We start from the raw sequence: 17,823 nt of genomic DNA on the forward strand, positions 1-17,823 counted from the left end.
AGGTCCGCCGGAGAACGACGACGGCCGGGCGGATGATCCGCCCGGCCGCGTGCCGCGAGTGCTTGGTGCCGCGTGGCCGCTACGGGCCGTCCACGTGATACGGGCTCGCCCAGTCCTCCTTGGCCGGGTAGTAGCCCTGGGGCACCGGGTAGTGGCAGTAGCTCGAGTAGGTCGGCTTGCACGGGTTGAACGGCTGGACGCGCGCCACCGGGTTGGTCCCGCCGGGCCGGCCGTAGCTCACGCCGTCGACGCTGAACCCCGACGAGACGTAGGTGCTGCACCAGTTCAAGGGACGCCCCTGCTCCTGGTCGTTGCGGTAGCCGTCGTGATCGACGTCATCGTCGCCGTCGCGGACGTCGTCGCCGTCGGTGTCGTGGTCGACGAAGTCCAGGCCCGAGAACGCCGGTCCGGCGTAGTTCGACTCGACGTAGTCCGCGTTGCAGCGGTTGCCGGGCGCGTTGGCCCAGGCATTCCACCACGCCGGGCTGCTCAGGGGACCGTTGGCCTCCACCCAGTTCGTCAGCCCATCGCCGTCAACATCGCGATCGGCGTCGCTGGTGGAGCCGTCGGTCTTCTGCGTGCCGTCGCTGTAGCTGAGCGGGAAGATGAGGTGGCAGTTGTTGTACGTGGCGTCGTGCACGTGGCCCGAGCAGGACCCGTACAGCCAGGCCTGGTACTCCTGGGTGAGGGTCAGCGAGTCGCCGTCGAAGTCCGAGTTCGCGTCGGTCTTGTCCAGCGCGTTGGGGTAGGCCCGCTTGCCCGGGTAGGGCACGTTCGAGTTGTTGAGGTCCCTGGCCGAGTAGTACTCGAACCCGTCGCTCACGCCGTCGCCGTCGGTGTCCCAGGCCAGCGGGTTGGTCCCGAGGCCGTTCTCGAACCCGTCGACCAGGCCGTCGCCATCGTCGTCCTCGTCGCTGGCGTTGGGCAGTCCGTCGCCGTCGATGTCGCTGGAGCCCAGGAGGCACGCGGCATTGTCGTAGCTGGGGACGCAGGCGTCCAGCGGCGAGACCTTCCGGCTCTTGAACGGCAGCGACATCATGCTGAGGTACTCGGTCAGGTTGGAGATGCCGTCGTGGTCGACGTCGTCGCCGTCGTCGCGTAGCCCGTCACCGTCGGAGTCCGGGGACAGCCAGTCGAGCGTGTCGACCTTCTGCACGTCCACGAGGCCGCCGGAGATCTTGTCGGTGCAGTAGAACGGCACCTGGTTGATGCCGCCGCACTGGAGCGGGCTCTGCTGCGCCAGCTCCGCGGCCTGCGCGAGGTAGCTCGGGGTGAAGATGCCGAAGTCGTAGAACTTCGGGTCCGAGTCGGCCTGGCTCTTGGTGATGCGCGCTGCCTCGATCGTCGTGCCCGCAAGGTCGCCGCGGGTTTCGTCCATGTTCGGGAAGCCGTCGCCGTCGGCGTCGCGCTCGAGGTCCGAGAGGAACCCGTTGCCGTCACGGTCCATGTAGCCCTGGCCGGCCGGTACTGCCCCGCGGCCCGTGGAGGCGCCGTTGCCGCCGCTGTAGCTCAGCGGGATCGCGTTGCCGCCGTACGTCGCCCAGGCGCTGTACTCCTCAAGGTTCGTCAGGCCGTCGCCGTCGCTGTCGATGGCGGCGTCCTTGGGATCAAGCGGGTTGGGGCTCGGCTTGGTCTTCGGGTAGACACCGCCGTTGCGATCCTTGGCCGACTGGATCTCCCAGCCGTCGGACATGCCGTCGCCGTCGGAGTCGCGCTTGCAGGCGTCCGTGCCCGCCGTGGCCTCCAGGGTGTCGGAGGCGAGGTCGTTGTCGTCGTCGCCGTCCTTGGCGTTGGACACGCCGTCGGCGTCGCAGTCGCCGGCGGAGCCGGAGGCCGAGGACGTCGGGGAGAGCAGCGGCGACTGGCCGGTCTTGGTGTAGGTCTTGCCGAGCTTGGTGGCCATGACCCGCAGGCGGAAGCGCGTCGGCTGCGGAGCGCCGCTCTTCTGCTTGAAGAAGGTGAGGAGCTTGGCCGGGACGGTGACCGTGATCTGCGTCGTGGTCGCCTTGTCGGCCTTGACGAAGAGGGCCTTGCCGCCGTCGCGCTTGAAGACGACGTAGTTCTTGGCCTTGCCCGACTTGTACGTCTTGCCCTTGATGACGATCTTGTCACCGATGCCCGCCTTCATCGGCGAGACCTTGGTGACGGTCGGGTACGTCGTCTTCTTGGTGGTCTTCTTCTTCGACGAAGTCGTCTTGGACTTCGCCGTCCCCGCCTTCTTGGCGACCGGGGCAGCGTTGGCAGCCGCGGGGACCATGAACATGGCCAGCGCGAGGACGAGAGGAAGGGAACGAAGGATTCGCAGCATGAGTGAGCCTCGGCCCGGGGTATCGGTCGTGTGGGTGGAGCCTTGAGGTGCGGACCCGCTGCTGGACGGGTGACCGAGGCGCCATCGGACGTCCGCGATCAGACCCCGGCGGGGCCGATCGACCGTCCTCATCGGAGATCTGCCCCGACCGTCGTGCCGGCCACGCCGCGGCGGTGATCGCCCGCGGCCCGCGGCAGGAGGCGAAGCTCGCGGGCGAACGACTGCGCGGCCGCGAGGAACACCGCCTGCCGCACCGTCACGCGCAGCGAGACCGCGACGCGCGGTCCGCCCTCCTCGGCACCGGCCTCCGCGGCCGGGCCCGCTGCGAGGACCTCGGCGTCCTCCAGCGCCACCGACGTCGAACCGCCGCCGTCGCCGCGCTCCCGGGTCACGAGCACGTCGACGCGGCCGCCGGGGCGCACGAGCTCGATCGAGCCGCGGGCCACGACGTCGGCCACGCGCTCCCCCGGCCGGACCGGCGCACCGGCCACGCGGGTGCCGTCGTCGACCGCCGAGGGCGTCACGTCCTGGCCCAGCTCCAGCGCGACCGCGGCACGGGTTCCGGCGAGCGCCGCGACGGAGGCGTACGCCGCGGCCGGCGCGAAGCGCGCAGGCACGCGGCGGATGCCGAGGTAGCGGGCGTCGAGGCGCGTGCCCGCGGCGAGGCGCGTCCGCGCCACCACCACCGGCACGGCCGGGCCGACCGAGCGCCGCAGGGCCGCCTCGCGCCCGGCGACGTCGGAGGCCGCCAGGGCGCCGAGCACCAGAGCGAGGCCGAGCAGGAGGGCGGCGCGGCGCCGGCGCGTCACGGGCGGGCCGCCGCCGCCGGAAGCTCGATGGCGACGCGGCCGCCGCCCGCCGACGGCACCGCCGCGATCCGGCCGCCGCAGTGCGTCAGGACGTTCGCCGCGATCGCCAGCCCGCGCCCGCGACGGCCTCGCCCCGCCCGCGGCCGGCGCGCGAGCTCGGCGACGGACGCGGGGAGCCCGGGGCCGCCGTCGGCCACCTCGACCCGGACCCGGTCGCCGATCCTGCGCGTGCGGATCTCGACGATCCCGCCGCCGTGCTCGATGGCGTTGGCGACCACGTTGCCGGTGGCCTGCGCGACGCGCAGCGCGTCGGCGTGCACGACCGCGGTGCCGGGCCCGGGCACCAGCACCACCCGAGCGCCGTGCGCCGCGGCGACCTCCTGCCACGTCTGCACCTGGCAGCGCAGCAGGGCGTCGAGGTCGACGTCGGCGCTGACGGCCGCCGAGCGCGGGTCCTCGAGCGCCAGGACCGCTCGCCGCAGCTCGAGCTCGAGGGCGGCGACGAGGATCGGCGCCACCTCGCCGCGACGCGCCGCGCCGTGGAGCGCGAGCTGGGCCGCCGACAGCGGCCCACGGACCTCGTGCGCGACGCGCGCGGCGCGCTCCCGCAACGCCCGGCACCGGTGCCACGCGATGACGGCGGCGGCGGCGCTGAGCACCGCGACGAACGCGGCCGGCACGGCGCTCATGCCGCCTCCAGCTCCAGGCTGCTGGAGCCCGGATCGTCGATCAGGCGGTAGCCCACGCCCCAGACGTTCAGGACGAAGCGGTCGCCGGCGATGCCGAGCTTGGCGCGCAGACGGCAGGCGTGGCTGTCCAGCGTCCGCGTCGTGCCCCTCGCCCGGTAGCCCCAGACGCTGCGCAGCAGCGCATCCTTGGTGTGAACGGTCGTCGGCGACGCCGCCAGCACGCGCAGGAGCGCGAACTCCTTCTGGGTCAGCGCGATCCGCCGGCCGGCCAGCCGGACGTCGCGCGACGCCGGGTCGATCTCCAGCGTCCCGACCCGCACGCGCGACGGCCGGCGGCGGCGCTCGGTGCGGCGCAGCAGCGCCCCGACGCGCCCGCGTAGCTCGGCGTACGAGTAGGGCTTGGCGACGAAGTCGTCGGCCCCCGCCTCGAAGGCGCGGACGCGGTCGACCTCACCGCAGCGACCGCTCAGCACGAGCACGGGCAGGTCCGGATCCATGCGGCTCACCGCGCCGTCGGCGGCGCGGACGCGGCGCACCACGTCGAGGCCCGAGGCCTCGCCCAGCCCCACGTCCAGAATCGCCAGATCGGGGAACTTCGTCTCCAGCAGTCGCAGGGCGTCGGCGGCCGACTCGGCGACGAGGAGCTCGTAGCCGTCGGCGGTCAGCTCGTCGGCCAGGAACGTCCGCGTCGTCGCGTCGTCCTCGGCCACGAGGATGGTCGCGGGCGTGTCGTGGGTCATGCCCCCACAAGGGCGGCGCGTTGCAGAACTCGCCCCCCTCGGCCCACCGGAAGGGTCCGGTCAGACCGCACCGAACCTCATCCCGACGGCGGGCCGCACGAGGAGCGGACGGACTGCAAGATCCATCCCATCACCTGCGGAGACGAAGGGATCGGGCATACGATGCCGACGACTCCGGGAGCCGCCGTCCTACCTCGGCGCGACTTGACCGATTCACCATATGAACGACGCACGCCGAGGCAACTACGACAGCGGTGAGGACTTCGTCCTCGAATACGGCGAACTCCGGTTCACCTTCAACGAGCGCGACTTCCGCGAGCGCTGCGAGCAGGCCGCCAACAAGCTGGGGTTCGTCTCCGGCCGGTTGGACGACCCCGAGCTGGAGGACCTGGTGACCCTGTCGGTCAACGGGGAGATCCAGGAGCCCGCGTCCGCGCTGGGTGAGCACGTCAACGACTGCTGGCCCGAGCTCGTCGGCCCCAGCGACCGCTCGCTGGTGCACTGGCTGCGCCGCCTCGTCTTCCGCTCCGCCTGGCTGGACCAGCGCGTCAAGGAGGACGAGCTCGACGTCGAGTTCGACGCCGAGACCTCCTCCTTCATGTACGTCCAGCCGGACCGCGACGGCGAGCCCGTCGAGCTGGCCCCCGAGCCCTCCTGGGGCCGGGTCGCCTACGTGCCGCGGTAGGCGCCGGCGGCGATACCTCAGGCTCGAGTCGAGCCTGAGGTCGAGCCTGATCGAGGGTTAGGCGCCGAGCGCCTGCGCCCGCGCCTGGGCGATCGCGTCGGCGCCGGCGTCACCGACCAGCAGCTCCGGGCGCAGCGTGCCGCTGTTGACCAGGTCGAGCGCCGGGAAGCGGCCGGTCCGGGTCAGCGTGCGGTCCAGGGCGATGATCGTCGTCTCGCCGCCGACGGGCGCGGCCGCGGTGGCGACCACGGTCAGCGAGCCGCCGTCGACGATGTTGCGGGCCGCCCCCAGGGCGCGGCGCGCGGCGTGCGGCGGCAGGCCGTCGATCGCGTCGATGAGCACGACGACGTCCCCGCCGCGTGCGGTGATGCGCTTGGCGGTGTCGATCGCCCGCTCGACGGCCTGGGTCTGGGCGTCGGGGCTGGCGCCGATGGTCAGCGCGGCGGCGGGCTCGATCTCGCCCGCGCGCCACTCGGCGCACTCCTCGGGCCGCACGGCCGCGAGCACGACGTGGACCTCGAGGCCCTCGACGGCCTTCAGCGCGCCGGCCAGGCGCTTGAGCGCCTCGGACTTGCCGGCGTGGGCCTCGCCCACGATCGCGGCGCGCGAGCCCTTGCCGATCGGCGTGAGCCACTCGATCGCCTTGAGCGTCGCGTCCTCGGAGCCGAGCGCCAGGCGCTCGGTCGGCAGCGTGCACGGCAGGTCGTCGAAGTGCGTGCCCTCGGCGACCTCGTCGGCGGGGCGGCCGTTGATGGTGTCGATGCGGATCAGCGACGGGTAGCGCTCGGAGCGGCGCGGCTCGCGCACCGGGCCGGCGACCTGGTCGCCGGAGACGAGCTCGCAGCGGCGGATCTGGGCGGCGGAGACGTAGACGTCGTCGTCGGAGGCCTCCGGCGGCGTGACGCGGACGAAGCCCGAGCCGTTGGGCAGCAGCTCGACGGTGCCCTCGGCGATGCGGTCCTCGCGATCGGCGTCGCGGTCGTCGCGGTCGCGGTCGCGGTCGCCGCGGTCGCGCTCGGCGCGCGGGGCGGGCTTCTCGTCGTCGCGGTCGCGATCGCGGCCACGGCCACCACGGCTGCGGCGGCGCGGCTTCTCGTCGATGGCCTCCTCGCCCTCGGCGTCCGCCTCCTCGGCGGCGATGACCTCGTCGACGACCTCGTCCTCGGTCGCGATGACGTCGGCCTCGGCGTCGTCGGACGCGTCGGCCTCGGCGTCGTCGGACGCGCCGGCCTCGGCCTCGTCCTCGTCCTCGGCCTTGCGGCGGGTGCGGCCGCCGCGGGCCCCACGCGTGCGGCGCTTGGGCGCCTCCTCGGCGGCGGGCGCCTCGGCCTCGACCACGACCTCGCCGTTGGCCTCCTCGCCGCCCTGCTGCTCGATGATCTTGGCGACCAGGTCGGCCTTGCGCAGGCGCCGGAAGCCGTCGATGCCGATCTCGGAAGCGATCGTGTGGAGGTCGGCGAGCGGGCTGGCCTCGAGGGCGGAACGGGTAAGAACGGACATGGAGTCCTCCTCGGAAATGGGTGTCGGTAGGCGTCCATCCCGCGTTGCCTTGCAGCGGGACGGCGACTCTCTCGTCGCGGACCGTAGCGAAGTCCCCGGTCAGGACGACGTTTCGTCGCCGGGCGATGTCCCCGCGCGGATCCACTTCAGCCCGTCGTCGGAGGCGTCGACCTCCCCCACCTCGGCCCCGCCGTGCAGGACCTCGCGCACCGCGAGGAAGTCGACCGTCGCGGCGACGTCGTGCACGCGGACCATCGCCGCACCGCGGTCCGCGGCGTAGCCGACGGCGGCCAGCGTGCCGGCCAGGCGCTCGGCCGGCGGCCGGCCGGTCACCGCGGCGAGGAAGTACTTGCGCGACACCGCGGCCAGCCACGGATGGCCGAGCGCGGCGAGCTGGTCGATCGCGCGCAGCGACGCGACCGACTCGGCCGGGGACTTCGCGAAGTCGGGCCCGGGATCGACGATCAGCCGGTCGGCCGGCACGCCGTGGGCGCGCGCCACCGCGCAGCGCTCGGCGACGAACGACACCACGTCGCCCACGACGTCGCCGCCGTAGTCGGCGAAGTGCTCCTCCTTGGGCGCGGCGCGCGTGTGCATCACGACGAGCGAGGCGCCGGTGCGCGCCACGTGGTCGGCGAGCGCCGGGTCGCGCAGGCCGCTGACGTCGTTGAGCAGGTGCGCGCCGGCGTCCAGCGCGGCGCCCGCGACCTCGGGCTTCCAGGTGTCGACCGACACGACGACGCCCTCGGCGACCAGCCGCTGCACCAGCGGGACCACGCGCGAGCGCTCGACCTCGGCGGCGGTCACGCCCGTGTAGGTCACGCCGGACTCGCCGCCGACGTCGATGAGGTCGGCGCCCTCGTCGACCAGTCGCAGCGCCAGCGCGACCTGCGCGTCGAGCGTCGTCGTGCGCACCGCGTCCGAGAACGAGTCCGGGTTGGCGTTGACGATGCCCATCACCAGCGGCCGACCCGGCCGCAGCGCCAGCTCGCGGTCGCGCAGCAGCAGGCGCGCGGGCGTGGATCCGGGCGCGTCAGTCACGCTGGGGAACGTAGTGCAGGAACAGGTGGTCGCCGGCGCGGTGCACGTCGCGGAGACCCAGCCGGCCGGCCTCGGGCAGCTCGGCGGCGCCCTCGAGGATCGTCGGCGCGTCGCCGGCGATCAGCCACGGCGCCACGGTCAGCAGCAGGTCGTCCAGCAACCCCTGCACGACCAGTTCGCGCAGCAGCGTCGGACCGCCCTCGCAGAGCACGCCGCGCACGCCGCGCGCACCGAGATCCGCCAGGAGCGCGGGCAGCGCGAGCGTCCCGGGCGCCAGGCGCACGACCTCGACGTCGGCGCCCACCTCGGGCGCCGCGGCACAGGACTCCGTGTAGACGAGGATCGACCGCCCCGGCTCGGAGAACAGCCCGACCTCCACCGGCAGCTCCAGCGCGCGCGAGACCGTGACGACCGTCGGATGCTCCGGCAGCCCCGCGGCCGCCCGCCCGGCGCGCTGGTCGGCGTCGAGCAGGTTCGCGTAGCGCTCGGCCTTCATCGTGCCGGTCCCGACGAGGATCGCGTCCACGCCGGTCCGCAGCTCGCGCAGCAGCGCCCGGTCGGCCGGATGGCCGAGCGCGACCGAGCGGCCCTGCACCGAGGCGCGCCCGTCGGCCGAGGCGATCATGTCGGCGACGACACGCGGGCGCGCACCGGCGGGCCGCTCGTCGCGCAGGCCCAGGCCGGCGACGAGGTCGCGCGCCGTGCGCGCCTCGCCGTCGTCCAGCCGGTGCAGGGAGTCAGCCAGCGCCCGCCCCGCCGCTACTTGCCGCCGATGCGGATCTTGCGCTCCACCGCGACGGCGTTGCCGGCGTCGTCGGCCGCGCTGACCCGGATCGTGAAGGAGCCGGTGTGCCCGTAGCGGTGCGTCGCCTTGCGCGCCTGCGTGACGGCGCTGCGATCGCCCCAGTCGATCCGCACGTACTTGATCCCTGCGGCCTTCCCGCTGGGCGGGACGACGTCGGCGGCCTTCGCGGTGACGGTCACCGCGCGCTGCTTGCGCTTGACCGAGAACGACGCGGTCGGCGCGACGGTGTCGACCTTGAGGGGCTTGACCGTCGTGGTGACGGTCTGGCCGCGACGGTCGGTCGCGACCACCCGCCACGTGTGCAGACCCTCGGAGACGGCGCCGACCGGCAGCACGGACTTCGTCTGCTGGGTCTGGGCGACGGGCTTGCCGTCGATCAGCACGCTGTAGGTCAGCGGGCCCCACAGCTCCAGCGCCGTGCCCCACGCCAGCGGCTGCAGGGCGACGTTGCGCCACAGCTTCGAGCTCGTGCTGATCTGGAACGCGCCCGGCAGGCGGTCGTAGGAGGCGGCGACGAGCCGGCGGGCGTCGCCGGTGCCCTGGACGAAGACGAACGAGAAGTCGCCGGTGCGGTTGGCCGCGACGTCGAAGCCCGCGCCCGGGTCGGCCGGGCCGAGCTCCGGGTTGGTCAGCAGCGTGTCGGGCCCGGGCGGCGGCGCGTTGCGCACGTTCGGCTTGTCGTCGTAGAAGACGCCGTGGACCGTGGCGTCGGCGGTGCTGATCCAGCCGACGACGCGATCGGTGGTCTCGGCGACCGCCCCGTCAGGCTGTGCCGGCGCGCCGGAGCCGCCGAGCGGCGCGGCGGTGTTGAGCACGTCGTCCTTGAGGACGCCGGCGATGGCCGAGCCGCCGGTCGTGCCGACGGTCGCGACGCCCTGGCCCTTGCCGTTGAGGTCGACGCGCGGGGTCTCCACGCCCTCGCCGCCCCAGCCGAGGCCGTCGAACGCGACGGGCGGCTCGGTGCGTGAGCCGCGCAGCCGCACGCCGATCGCGCGCGGCTTCTGCACCGAGCCGTCGGTGAACTGCTGGCGGAACGTGATCCAGGCGAAGCTCGAGTCGTCCTCGATGTCGACGTCCGGCGCGTCCGCGGTGCCGCCCGCGTGCCCCTCCAGCTCGCCGACCGTCAGGTCCTGCGGCGCGGTCGACACGTTCGTGCCGAACAGCCGGCGCGCGTAGACGCGACCGTTCTCGCCCCAGGTCGCGACGGCGGTGCCGTCGGCGGAGATCGCCACGCGCGAGCGCGCGCTGCCGACGCCGGCGGTGGCGGCCGGGTCGATGTCGAGCGGCGCGGCGAGACCGGTGAAGGCGGTGGCGCTGCGGTCCATCCGCGCGGCGAGGACGTCGCCGTTGGCGGTGTAGGTCGCGAACGCCGCGCCGTTGAACGACATGTCGACCGACGGGTCCGAGGCGCCCGACGCCAGCAGCTGCGGGGCCGCGAACGCCGGCGCGCCCGCGGGCCGCACCGTGGCGAGCGCCGAGCCCCCGCTGATGAACACGACCACGAGGCGGCCGCCGTCGGAGGCGGCGACGACCGGCTGCGACGACGCCGCGTCGATGCCGACGTCGACGCGCTCGGGCGTCTGGTAGGCGCCGCTGACCAGGCGCGAGACGAAGACATGGTCGACGCCCCCGTCGCGGCGCACGTAGGCGACCGCGCCACTGCCGTCGCGGGCGACGTCGATGTCGCCCACCGAGCGGATGTCCGGCGAGGGACCGTCGATGGGCTCACCCGTGAAGAACGCCGCGTGGGCGGCGGTGGCCGGCGTGAGGGCGGCGAGGGTCGTGACGATGAAGGCCAGGCGGCGGCGCATGGGCTGCGGAGCTGCTCCTCGGAGGGGACGGAAACTGGACGGCGGTCGTGTCGGGGAAACCGGCGCCGGACCGGAAGTTACGGTGCGCGCCCGACGGTCGTCGGTCCGGCGGTCATCCGGGAACCAGTCCCTCGGCCGCCGCCTCGCCGGCGAACGCCGCCGCTGCGCGTCGCTGCGCGGCGTCGTCCCAGCCGGTCTCGGGCGCCATCGCGGCCGCCACGCGGCGGGCTGCGGCGCCGCCGTCGGCGGTCACGTCGCGCGCCGCCACCAGGCCCAGGCGGGTGCGGCGCAGCAGGACGTCGCCGACCGTGCGCGCCTGCTCGCGCCGCACCGCGTAGACGGCCTCGGCGAGCAGGTCGGGCTGCGATGCGACGACCGGCCCGGCGAGCTCTGTGCGCTCGGCGGCGATGGCGAGCACGTCGTGCGCGGCGTGCCCGTAGCGGGCGGCGAGCGCGGCGTACGCGCCGCCGGCGACGCCCGCGACGCGGGGCAGCGCGGAGGCCTCGGCGGCCTGTCCGAGCGGGATCTCGTGCGTGCGGCACGGCGCGTCGCGCGCCTCGCGCTCCACCAGCCGGTCGACCGCCATCTTCGCCATCCGCCGCCACGTCGTGAGCTTGCCGCCGGTGATCGTGACCATCCCGCTGGAGGTCTCGTACAGCTCGGCCTTGCGCGAGATGTCCACCGACTTGCCCTGGTCGGCCGACGAGATCAGCGGCCGGACCCCCGCGAACGCGCCGGTGATGTCCGACGCGGTGAGCTCCGTGCCGAAGAACGCGTTGACGGCCTCCAGCAGGTACTCGACGTCCTCGTCGGCCGGGCGCACGTGGTCGAGCTCCGGCGTCGGATGATCGCTGTCGGTCGTGCCGACCAGCGAGCCGCCCAGCCACGGCAGCGCGAAGATGAACCGGCCCCCGCCGGCCGGCACGATCGCGCCGGCGTTCAGCGGCAGGTCCGCGCGGCGAAACGTGATGTGCGTGCCCCGGCTGGGCCGGATGATCGGGACCTCCGCCTCGTCGTGCAGCTCCTCGGGCCGCAGGCGGTCGGCCCACACGCCGGTCGCGTTGACGACGTTCTGCGCGCGCACGGTGAACGACTCGCCGGACTCCGCGTCGGTCACGCGCACGCCGCGCGCGCGACCGGCCTCCTCGACCAGCTCGGTCACGAGCAGCCCGTTCGCGCACACGGCGCCGAAGCGCTCGGCCTCCGCCAGGACGGTCAGCACGAGGCGGCTGTCGTCGGTCTGGCAGTCGTAGAACAGGTAGCCCGAGGTCGGCTCGCGCGCGGCCAGCGCGGGCAGGCCCTCGGCGACCTCGCCGGCGTCGATCATGCGGTGGCGGTCGGGCGACCAGGACTCCGTGGACGCGGCGTCGCGCTCGCGCTCGCGGCCGCGCCGGCGCAGCGGCGAGCGCAGCTTGTCCACCGACATGACGTCGTAGAGGTTGAGGCCCATGCCCATCATGCGATCGGGGCGCGCGCCGTCGAACGCGGGGACGATCAGCGGGAGCGGCCTGACCAGGTGCGGCGCCAGGGACACCATGATCTGGCGCTCCAGCAGCGCCTCGCGCACGAGCCCGAGGTCGAAGTTCTGCAGGTAGCGCAGCCCGCCGTGGACGAGCTTGCTGGACCGGCTCGACGTCCCCGACGCGAAGTCGTGGCGCTCGACCAGCGCGACGCTGTAGCCGCGCGTGGCCGCGTCCAGCGCGCAACCCGCGCCGGTGATGCCGCCGCCCACGACGACCACGTCGAACTCCTCGCCGGCGAGGGCGGTCACGGCGTCGGCGCGGGCGATCATCGGATCGCGGAGTGTGCCAGGGCCTCCGGTCCCACCCGGACCCCACCCGCCGCGGGCGGTAGCGTCGGGGGACCGTGGCCGACAGCTACCTCGTGCTCTTCGTCGCCGACGCCGCCCACGACGGCCACGCGGAGGCCCTGCGCGCCGCAGCGCGCAACGTGCCGGACGCGGGCTTCTTCGACGATCCCAGCGGCGGGGACGAGCGCACCGTCGGCGCCTACGTGCGCACCGAGACGCTCACCGGCGGCGCCCCGCTGCTGCGCGCCGTGGCGGCCGTCTCGGCGCGGCTGGACACGCGCTTCGAGGTGCAGTTCCGCGAGCAGAAGGTCGGCCACCTGGTCTCCGGGACGCCTGACGACGACCTCGCGGCTGCCGTCCCTCTGGGGGACATCCCCGAGCCGCTCTAGGGTCATCCCGGATGGTGCGCGGGCCCGCGCCGCGCGATCTTGCTCCCATGCCCGAGACCCCCGACTCCCCCGACGCACCCGAGCCCCAGGATCGCCGGCCCGACGACGAGGCGCCGACCGAGCAGGCGCCGCGGACCGACGTCCCCCCGGCCGGCGAGGCGCCCACGACGGCCGCCCCCGCCGCCGGCCCGCGGCGCCTGCTGCGCTCCCGCGACGACCGCGTCATCGCGGGCGTCTGCAGCGGCATCGCGCGCTACTTCAACATCGACCCGCTCATCGTCCGCATCGCCGCCGTCGCCCTGGCGTTCGTCGGCGGCGCCGGCGTCATCGCCTACGTCGCGGCGTACTTCCTCGTCCCCGTCGACGACGGCACCGGGCATCCGGTCGACCAGGGCCCGTCGCGCCTGGCCACGGTGCTGGGCGCGATCGCCATCGTCCTGGCGGGCATCGCCCTGCTGGACGGCAGCTTCGGCTTCGGCTTCGCCTGGACGCTCGCGCCCTTCGGCTTCGTCGTCCTGATCCTCGTGCTCGTCGGCCAGCGGCTGCTGCGCCGTCGCGGCGAGGACGAGCCGCCCGTCGCCCGCCTGGTCAAGGTCACGATCCTGCTGCTCGGCGTGCTCATCGGCTGCGCGCTGCTCTTCGCCGGCTCGGCCTGGGCCACGGCGGCCGGTGGCGGGACGGTCGTCGCGGCGCTGGTCGTCGCCCTCGGCGTCACGATGGTCGCGCTGTCCTTCCGCCACGGCGAGGCGCGCTGGCTGGCGCTGCCCGCGCTCGTGCTGGCGATCCCCGCCGGGGTCGTGTCGGCCGCCGGGATCGACCTGGACGGCGGCGTCGGCGAGCGCAACTACACGCCCGCGACGATCGCCGACCTCAAGCCGGGCGGCTACCAGCTGGGCGCCGGCGAGCTCGACGTCGACCTGCGCCGGATGCAGTGGCCCGCCGATGCGCAGGTCTCGCTCCGGCTCGACGTCGGCACCGGCCACGCGCTGGTCGTCGTCCCCTCCGACGTGTGCGTGCAGGCCAAGACCCACGCGGGCCTCGGCTACGTGGACGTCCTCGGCGACACGTTCGCCGGCGCCGACGTCGACGACGAGGCCGGCACCGTCGCGCGCCACCAGGGTCGCCGGCTGATCATCGACGGCGACGTCGGCATCGGCGCCATCGAGATCCGCCACCGGCGCCCGCGCGACGACTGGCGCGGCCCCGGCGGCGACCGCGCGTGGCACGACGACGTCGACACGATCACCGACCTGCTCGCCGACGCGGGCTGCGCCGGGGCGCGGGCGTGAGCCGGCCGGACCTCCCGACCCTCGTCTCCGGACTCTGCGTCATGGCCCTCGGCTCCGCCCTGCTCCTCGACAGCGCCGGCCAGCTGAACCTCGACTTCGGCTCGCTCGCACCGCTGGTGCTCACCGTGATCGGCCTCATCCTGCTCGTCAGCGGCCTGGCGCGCCGCGACGGGGCGTGAGCGGCTTGCCCGCACGCGCGATGATCTGCCGGTGAGCGTCTCCGCTCCCACGTCTCCCCAACGTCCGGCCCTGCGCCGCGACCCCGACCGCAAGCTCGTGGCCGGGGTCGCTTCGGGCATCGCCCGGACGCTGGGGATCGACCCGCTGCTGGTGCGCGTCGGGTTCGTGGTCGCGACGATCCTCTCCGGCCTCGGCGTGCCGCTCTACCTCGCCGCGTGGGTGCTGATGGCGCCCGCGACCGGGGGCCCGGCGCTCGCCTCGCGCCTGCGCGCGCGGCCGGGCGGCCTCCAGGTCGCCGCCGGGGTGGGGTGCCTCGCGCTCGGCGCGCTGCTGACCGTCCGCGAGCTGGGCTTCTGGTGGAGCGACGCGGTGACGTGGCCGTTCGTCCTCGCGGTCTCCGGCGGCGCGCTGGTCTGGCACCACATCACGACGGGCGCCGCCGCGCCGGAGCCGCCCCTGGTCCGCACGCCGCGCGGGCCCGAGCAGGCGCCCGAGCCCGTCGCCCTGCCCGAGCCCAGCGACCGGCTCGGGACCAGCGACCTGCGGGCGATCTACCAGGGCGGCTTCGGCGTCGCGCTCGTCGTGGGCGCCGCGCTGCTGTTCCTGCAGGCCAACGGCGCGCTCAGCGGCGCGCGCGACCTCGTGCTCTCGCTCGTGGTCGTCTCGCTCGGGCTGGGGCTCGTCCTGGCGCCGTTCTGGCTGCGCCTGGTCCGCGGGCTGACCGCCGAGCGTGCCGCGCGCATCCGCTCGCAGGAGCGCGCCGAGGTGGCCGCGCACCTGCACGACTCGGTGCTCCAGACCCTCGCGCTCGTGCAGAAGCGCGCCGACGACCCGCGCGCGGTCGCGACGCTCGCCCGCCGCCAGGAGCGTGAGCTGCGCACCTGGCTCTCGGGCGCGCCCGAGGCGCGGCCCGACGAGCGGCTCGCCGACGCGCTGCGCGCCGCGGCTGCCGAGGTCGAGGAGGCCCACGGCACGCCCGTGGAGGTCGTCACCGTGGGCGATCGCGACCTCGACGAGCGCACGCGTGCGCTCGTCGCCGCCGCCCGCGAGGCGCTGGCCAACGCGGTCCGCCACGCCGGCAGCGACGCGCCGATCTCCCTGTTCGCCGAGGTCACCGACGGCCACACGGAGGTCTTCGTGCGCGACCGCGGCCAGGGCTTCGACGTCGGCACCGTGCCCGAGGACCGGCGCGGCGTGCGAGAGTCGATCGTGGGCCGGATGGCCCGCCACGGCGGCCGCGCCACCGTGCACAGCACGCCCGGACAGGGCACCGAGGTGGAACTGGTGTTGGATGACTGAGATGAACGACCCCACCCACGCGCTGCCGACCGTCGTGCTGGTCGACGACCACGCCCTGTTCCGCGCCGGCGTGCGGTCGGAGCTGGAGGGATTGGTCCAGATCCTCGGCGAGGCCGGCGACGTCGAGGGCGCGGTGCGCGAGATCGTGGCGCGCGCGCCCGACGTCGTCCTGCTCGACGTCCACCTCCCGGGCGGCGGCGGCGTGGAGATCCTGCGCCGCCTGGCGATCGAGGCGCCCGACGCCAAGTGCCTGGCGCTGTCGGTCTCCGACGATCCGGAGGACGTCATCGCGGTCATCCGCGCGGGCGCGCGCGGGTACGTGACCAAGACCATCAGCTCGACCGAGCTGGCCGAGGCGATCGGTCGCGTGCAGGACGGCGACGCCGTCTTCTCGCCCCGGCTGGCGGGGTTCGTCCTCGACGCGTTCGCGGGTGGCGGCGGCGCCGGCGGGCCGAAGTCCGACGCGGTCGATCCCGAGCTCGACCAGCTCACCCCCCGAGAGCGCGAGGTGCTGCGCCACATCGCCCGCGGCTACCTGTACAAGGAGATCGCCCAGCGGCTCGGGATCTCGGTCAAGACCGTCGAGGCGCACGTCAGCGCGGTGCTGCGCAAGCTGCAGCTGTCCAGCCGCCACGAGCTGAGCCGGTGGGCCGTTGAGCGACGACTCGTCGACTGAACGGCTAGGTTCCCGGGCGATGCCCCGGACCTCCCTGATCACCGGCTTCCCCGGCTTCCTCGCCGGCCGGCTCATCCCGCGCCTGCTGGCCGACGACGACGAGGCCCGGATCGTCGCGCTCGTCGAGCCGCGGATGGTGGAGCGCGCCCGCGCGCTGGCGCCCGACGGCGTCGACGTCCAGCCCGGCGACATCACCGACCCGACCCTCGGGCTGGACCCGCAGACCTACGACCGGCTCGCCGGCGAGGTCGTCAAGGTCTTCCACCTCGCCGCCGTCTACGACCTCGCGGTCGGCGCCGAGCTGGCCGAGCGCGTCAACGTCCAGGGCACGCAGCACGTCGTGGACTTCTGCCGGCGCGCCGCGAACCTGGAGCGCCATCACTACATCTCGACCGCCTACGTCGCCGGCCGGCGCTCGGGCCTCGTGCTCGAGGCCGACCTCGCCGCGGGCCAGGCCTTCAAGAACTTCTATGAGTCCACCAAGTTCGCCGCCGAGATCCTCGTCCGCGCGTCGATGGAGGAGATCCCGACGACGGTCTACCGTCCGGCGATCGTGGTCGGCGACTCGCAGACCGGCGAGACGCAGAAGTTCGACGGCCCGTATTACCTGCTGCGCTCGATGTCGGGACCGACCGGCGCGCTGCTGCAGGTCGGCCGCGGCGACGCGCCGTTCAACGTCGTCCCGGTCGACTTCGTCGTGTCGGCCATCGCGGCGGGCTCGCGCGACCCCGAGGCGGTCGGGCACACGCTGCACCTCGTCGATCCCGAGCCGGTCTCCTCGCACGAGCTGGCGCGGCTGCTGGCGCTCGAGTACCGCGGGCACGAGCCGAGGATCCCGCTGCCGCCCGGCGTCGTGGACCGCTCGCTGAAGTACGCGCCGATCCGGAAGCTGTTCGGGGGCACGCCGCGCGAGTCGATCGTCTACCTCAACCACCCGGTCCGCTTCGACACGGCGCAGGCGGCCGAGATCCTCGGCCGCAACGGGCTGCGCTGCCCGCCGTTCTCGGAGTACGTCGGCGAGATGGTGGCGTTCTTCGTCGCGCACGAGCACGACGACGCCTACCGGCCGCCGCACGAGAAGTAGCGGGGACACCCTCCCAGGCTCGGACGGGGACTGTCCCTACCCCGCGCGCAGGCCGTCGATGACGAACTCGACGAAGCGGCCGGCGTCGACCGGTGCGCGGTCGCGCGCGGCCATGACGGCGCCGACCGCGCACATCAGCGCGGGCACGTCGTCGACCGTGAACGTCGTGCGCATCCGGCCCTGGGCCTGGGCGCGCTCGATGAGCTCGCCGACCACGCCGGCCAGGACGAGGCGCTCGGCCTCGGCGCTGGCCAGCGCCTCGCCGGAGTCGGCCCAGCTGATGCGCTGCTGCAGCGTGGCGTCCTCCGCCATGGCGTCGAACGACTCGCGCAGGAAGCCCTCGAAGGCCTCCCATCCGTCGTCGCGCTCCGCCCACCGGCGCGCGACCCCCGCGTGGTGGCGGAACTTCGTGGCCATCAACTCGCCCAGCAGCGCCTCCTTCGTCGGGAAGTGGCGGTACACGGTGCCGACCCCGACGCAGGCCCGCCGCGCGACGTCGTCCATCTGGGCCGCCTGGCCGGCCTCGGCGAACACGTCGCGCGCCGCGTCCACGATCCGCTCGCGGTTGCGGCGGGCGTCGGCGCGCAGGGGCTTGGGCTCCGCGGAGCTCATGTCCGCACTGTAGCGCCGAGGGTTGACAAGCGGAACCGGTTCTCCGTATGGTGCGGCGAAGAAACGGACCCACCTCTCCACTTCCCTGGATCCCGG

The 17,823-nt window shown here is 74.4% G+C and carries 17 protein-coding genes; 7 read left to right on the forward strand and 10 right to left on the reverse strand.

Translation table 11 applies throughout. The features are described from left to right. Positions 1–79 precede the first annotated feature (79 nt). The 4 genes from VK501_RS09015 to VK501_RS09030 all read right to left on the reverse strand — a co-directional run bounded on the left by VK501_RS09015 (position 80) and on the right by VK501_RS09030 (position 4,546). Positions 80–2,308 (reverse strand): hypothetical protein, encoded by a 2,229-nt coding sequence (locus VK501_RS09015; protein ID WP_324336806.1) that lies wholly within the window; start codon positions 2,306–2,308, stop codon positions 80–82. Between the two features lie 128 nt (positions 2,309–2,436). Beyond that, on the reverse strand, positions 2,437–3,117 hold the full coding sequence (gene cpaB / locus VK501_RS09020) for a Flp pilus assembly protein CpaB (protein WP_324336808.1): 681 nt from the start codon (positions 3,115–3,117) through the stop codon (positions 2,437–2,439). Then, complete coding sequence (locus tag VK501_RS09025; RefSeq protein WP_324336810.1) at positions 3,114–3,806, reverse strand: HAMP domain-containing sensor histidine kinase; 693 nt, start codon at positions 3,804–3,806, stop codon at positions 3,114–3,116. The genes cpaB and VK501_RS09025 overlap by 4 nt, the downstream gene beginning before the upstream one ends. Next, positions 3,803–4,546, reverse strand: a complete 744-nt coding sequence (locus VK501_RS09030) for a response regulator transcription factor (protein WP_324336812.1) — start codon at positions 4,544–4,546, stop codon at positions 3,803–3,805. Before VK501_RS09030 ends, VK501_RS09025 begins: the two co-directional genes overlap by 4 nt. A 220-nt stretch (positions 4,547–4,766) precedes the next feature. On the opposite strand from VK501_RS09030, the gene VK501_RS09035 reads away from it, so the two are divergent. Beyond that, positions 4,767–5,231: a hypothetical protein gene (locus VK501_RS09035; protein WP_324336814.1), complete on the forward strand. Its 465-nt coding sequence runs from the start codon at positions 4,767–4,769 to the stop codon at positions 5,229–5,231. A gap of 57 nt (positions 5,232–5,288) precedes the next feature. Here the strand turns inward: VK501_RS09035 and VK501_RS09040 are convergent, their stop codons facing one another. From VK501_RS09040 to VK501_RS09060, 5 genes are all read right to left on the reverse strand, one after another. Beyond that, positions 5,289–6,731, reverse strand: a complete 1,443-nt coding sequence (locus tag VK501_RS09040) for a Rho termination factor N-terminal domain-containing protein (RefSeq protein ID WP_324336816.1) — start codon at positions 6,729–6,731, stop codon at positions 5,289–5,291. A 99-nt stretch (positions 6,732–6,830) separates the two neighbouring features. Continuing rightward, positions 6,831–7,772, reverse strand: coding sequence for a dihydropteroate synthase (gene folP / locus VK501_RS09045; RefSeq protein ID WP_324336818.1), 942 nt, complete (start codon positions 7,770–7,772; stop codon positions 6,831–6,833). Continuing rightward, the gene (locus VK501_RS09050) at positions 7,765–8,517 is read right to left on the reverse strand and encodes a dihydrofolate reductase family protein (RefSeq protein ID WP_324336885.1); all 753 of its coding nucleotides are present in this window, start codon (positions 8,515–8,517) and stop codon (positions 7,765–7,767) included. Before VK501_RS09050 ends, folP begins: the two co-directional genes overlap by 8 nt. A 14-nt stretch (positions 8,518–8,531) precedes the next feature. Beyond that, positions 8,532–10,388 carry a hypothetical protein gene (locus tag VK501_RS09055; protein ID WP_324336819.1) on the reverse strand — a complete coding sequence of 619 codons (1,857 nt, stop codon included), beginning with the start codon at positions 10,386–10,388 and terminating at the stop codon, positions 8,532–8,534. Between the two features lie 112 nt (positions 10,389–10,500). Continuing rightward, positions 10,501–12,180 carry a glycerol-3-phosphate dehydrogenase/oxidase gene (locus tag VK501_RS09060; protein ID WP_324336820.1) on the reverse strand — a complete coding sequence of 560 codons (1,680 nt, stop codon included), beginning with the start codon at positions 12,178–12,180 and terminating at the stop codon, positions 10,501–10,503. A gap of 74 nt (positions 12,181–12,254) precedes the next feature. Between VK501_RS09060 and VK501_RS09065 the strand changes: the two genes are divergently transcribed. The 6 genes from VK501_RS09065 to VK501_RS09090 are packed head-to-tail and all read left to right on the forward strand — an operon-like array spanning position 12,255 to position 17,115. Then, positions 12,255–12,587, forward strand: a complete 333-nt coding sequence (locus tag VK501_RS09065; RefSeq protein ID WP_324336821.1) for a hypothetical protein — start codon at positions 12,255–12,257, stop codon at positions 12,585–12,587. Positions 12,588–12,634: 47 nt separating this feature from the next. After that, positions 12,635–13,876: a PspC domain-containing protein gene (locus VK501_RS09070; protein ID WP_324336822.1), complete on the forward strand. Its 1,242-nt coding sequence runs from the start codon at positions 12,635–12,637 to the stop codon at positions 13,874–13,876. A 41-nt stretch (positions 13,877–13,917) separates the two neighbouring features. Further along, positions 13,918–14,055 (forward strand): hypothetical protein, encoded by a 138-nt coding sequence (locus VK501_RS09075; RefSeq protein WP_324336825.1) that lies wholly within the window; start codon positions 13,918–13,920, stop codon positions 14,053–14,055. Between the two features lie 31 nt (positions 14,056–14,086). Beyond that, on the forward strand, positions 14,087–15,355 hold the full coding sequence (locus VK501_RS09080) for a PspC domain-containing protein (RefSeq protein WP_324336826.1): 1,269 nt from the start codon (positions 14,087–14,089) through the stop codon (positions 15,353–15,355). Between the two features lies 1 nt (position 15,356). Continuing rightward, positions 15,357–16,031: a response regulator transcription factor gene (locus tag VK501_RS09085; RefSeq protein ID WP_324336828.1), complete on the forward strand. Its 675-nt coding sequence runs from the start codon at positions 15,357–15,359 to the stop codon at positions 16,029–16,031. Positions 16,032–16,050: 19 nt separating this feature from the next. Further along, the gene (locus VK501_RS09090) at positions 16,051–17,115 is read left to right on the forward strand and encodes an SDR family oxidoreductase (protein WP_324336830.1); all 1,065 of its coding nucleotides are present in this window, start codon (positions 16,051–16,053) and stop codon (positions 17,113–17,115) included. Positions 17,116–17,151: 36 nt separating this feature from the next. On the opposite strand, the gene VK501_RS09095 is transcribed toward VK501_RS09090, so the two are convergent. Further along, the gene (locus VK501_RS09095) at positions 17,152–17,727 is read right to left on the reverse strand and encodes a helix-turn-helix domain-containing protein (protein WP_324336832.1); all 576 of its coding nucleotides are present in this window, start codon (positions 17,725–17,727) and stop codon (positions 17,152–17,154) included. Positions 17,728–17,823 lie beyond the last annotated feature (96 nt).

Source organism: Baekduia sp. (assembly GCF_035318805.1).
Lineage (GTDB): Bacteria > Actinomycetota > Thermoleophilia > Solirubrobacterales > Solirubrobacteraceae > Baekduia.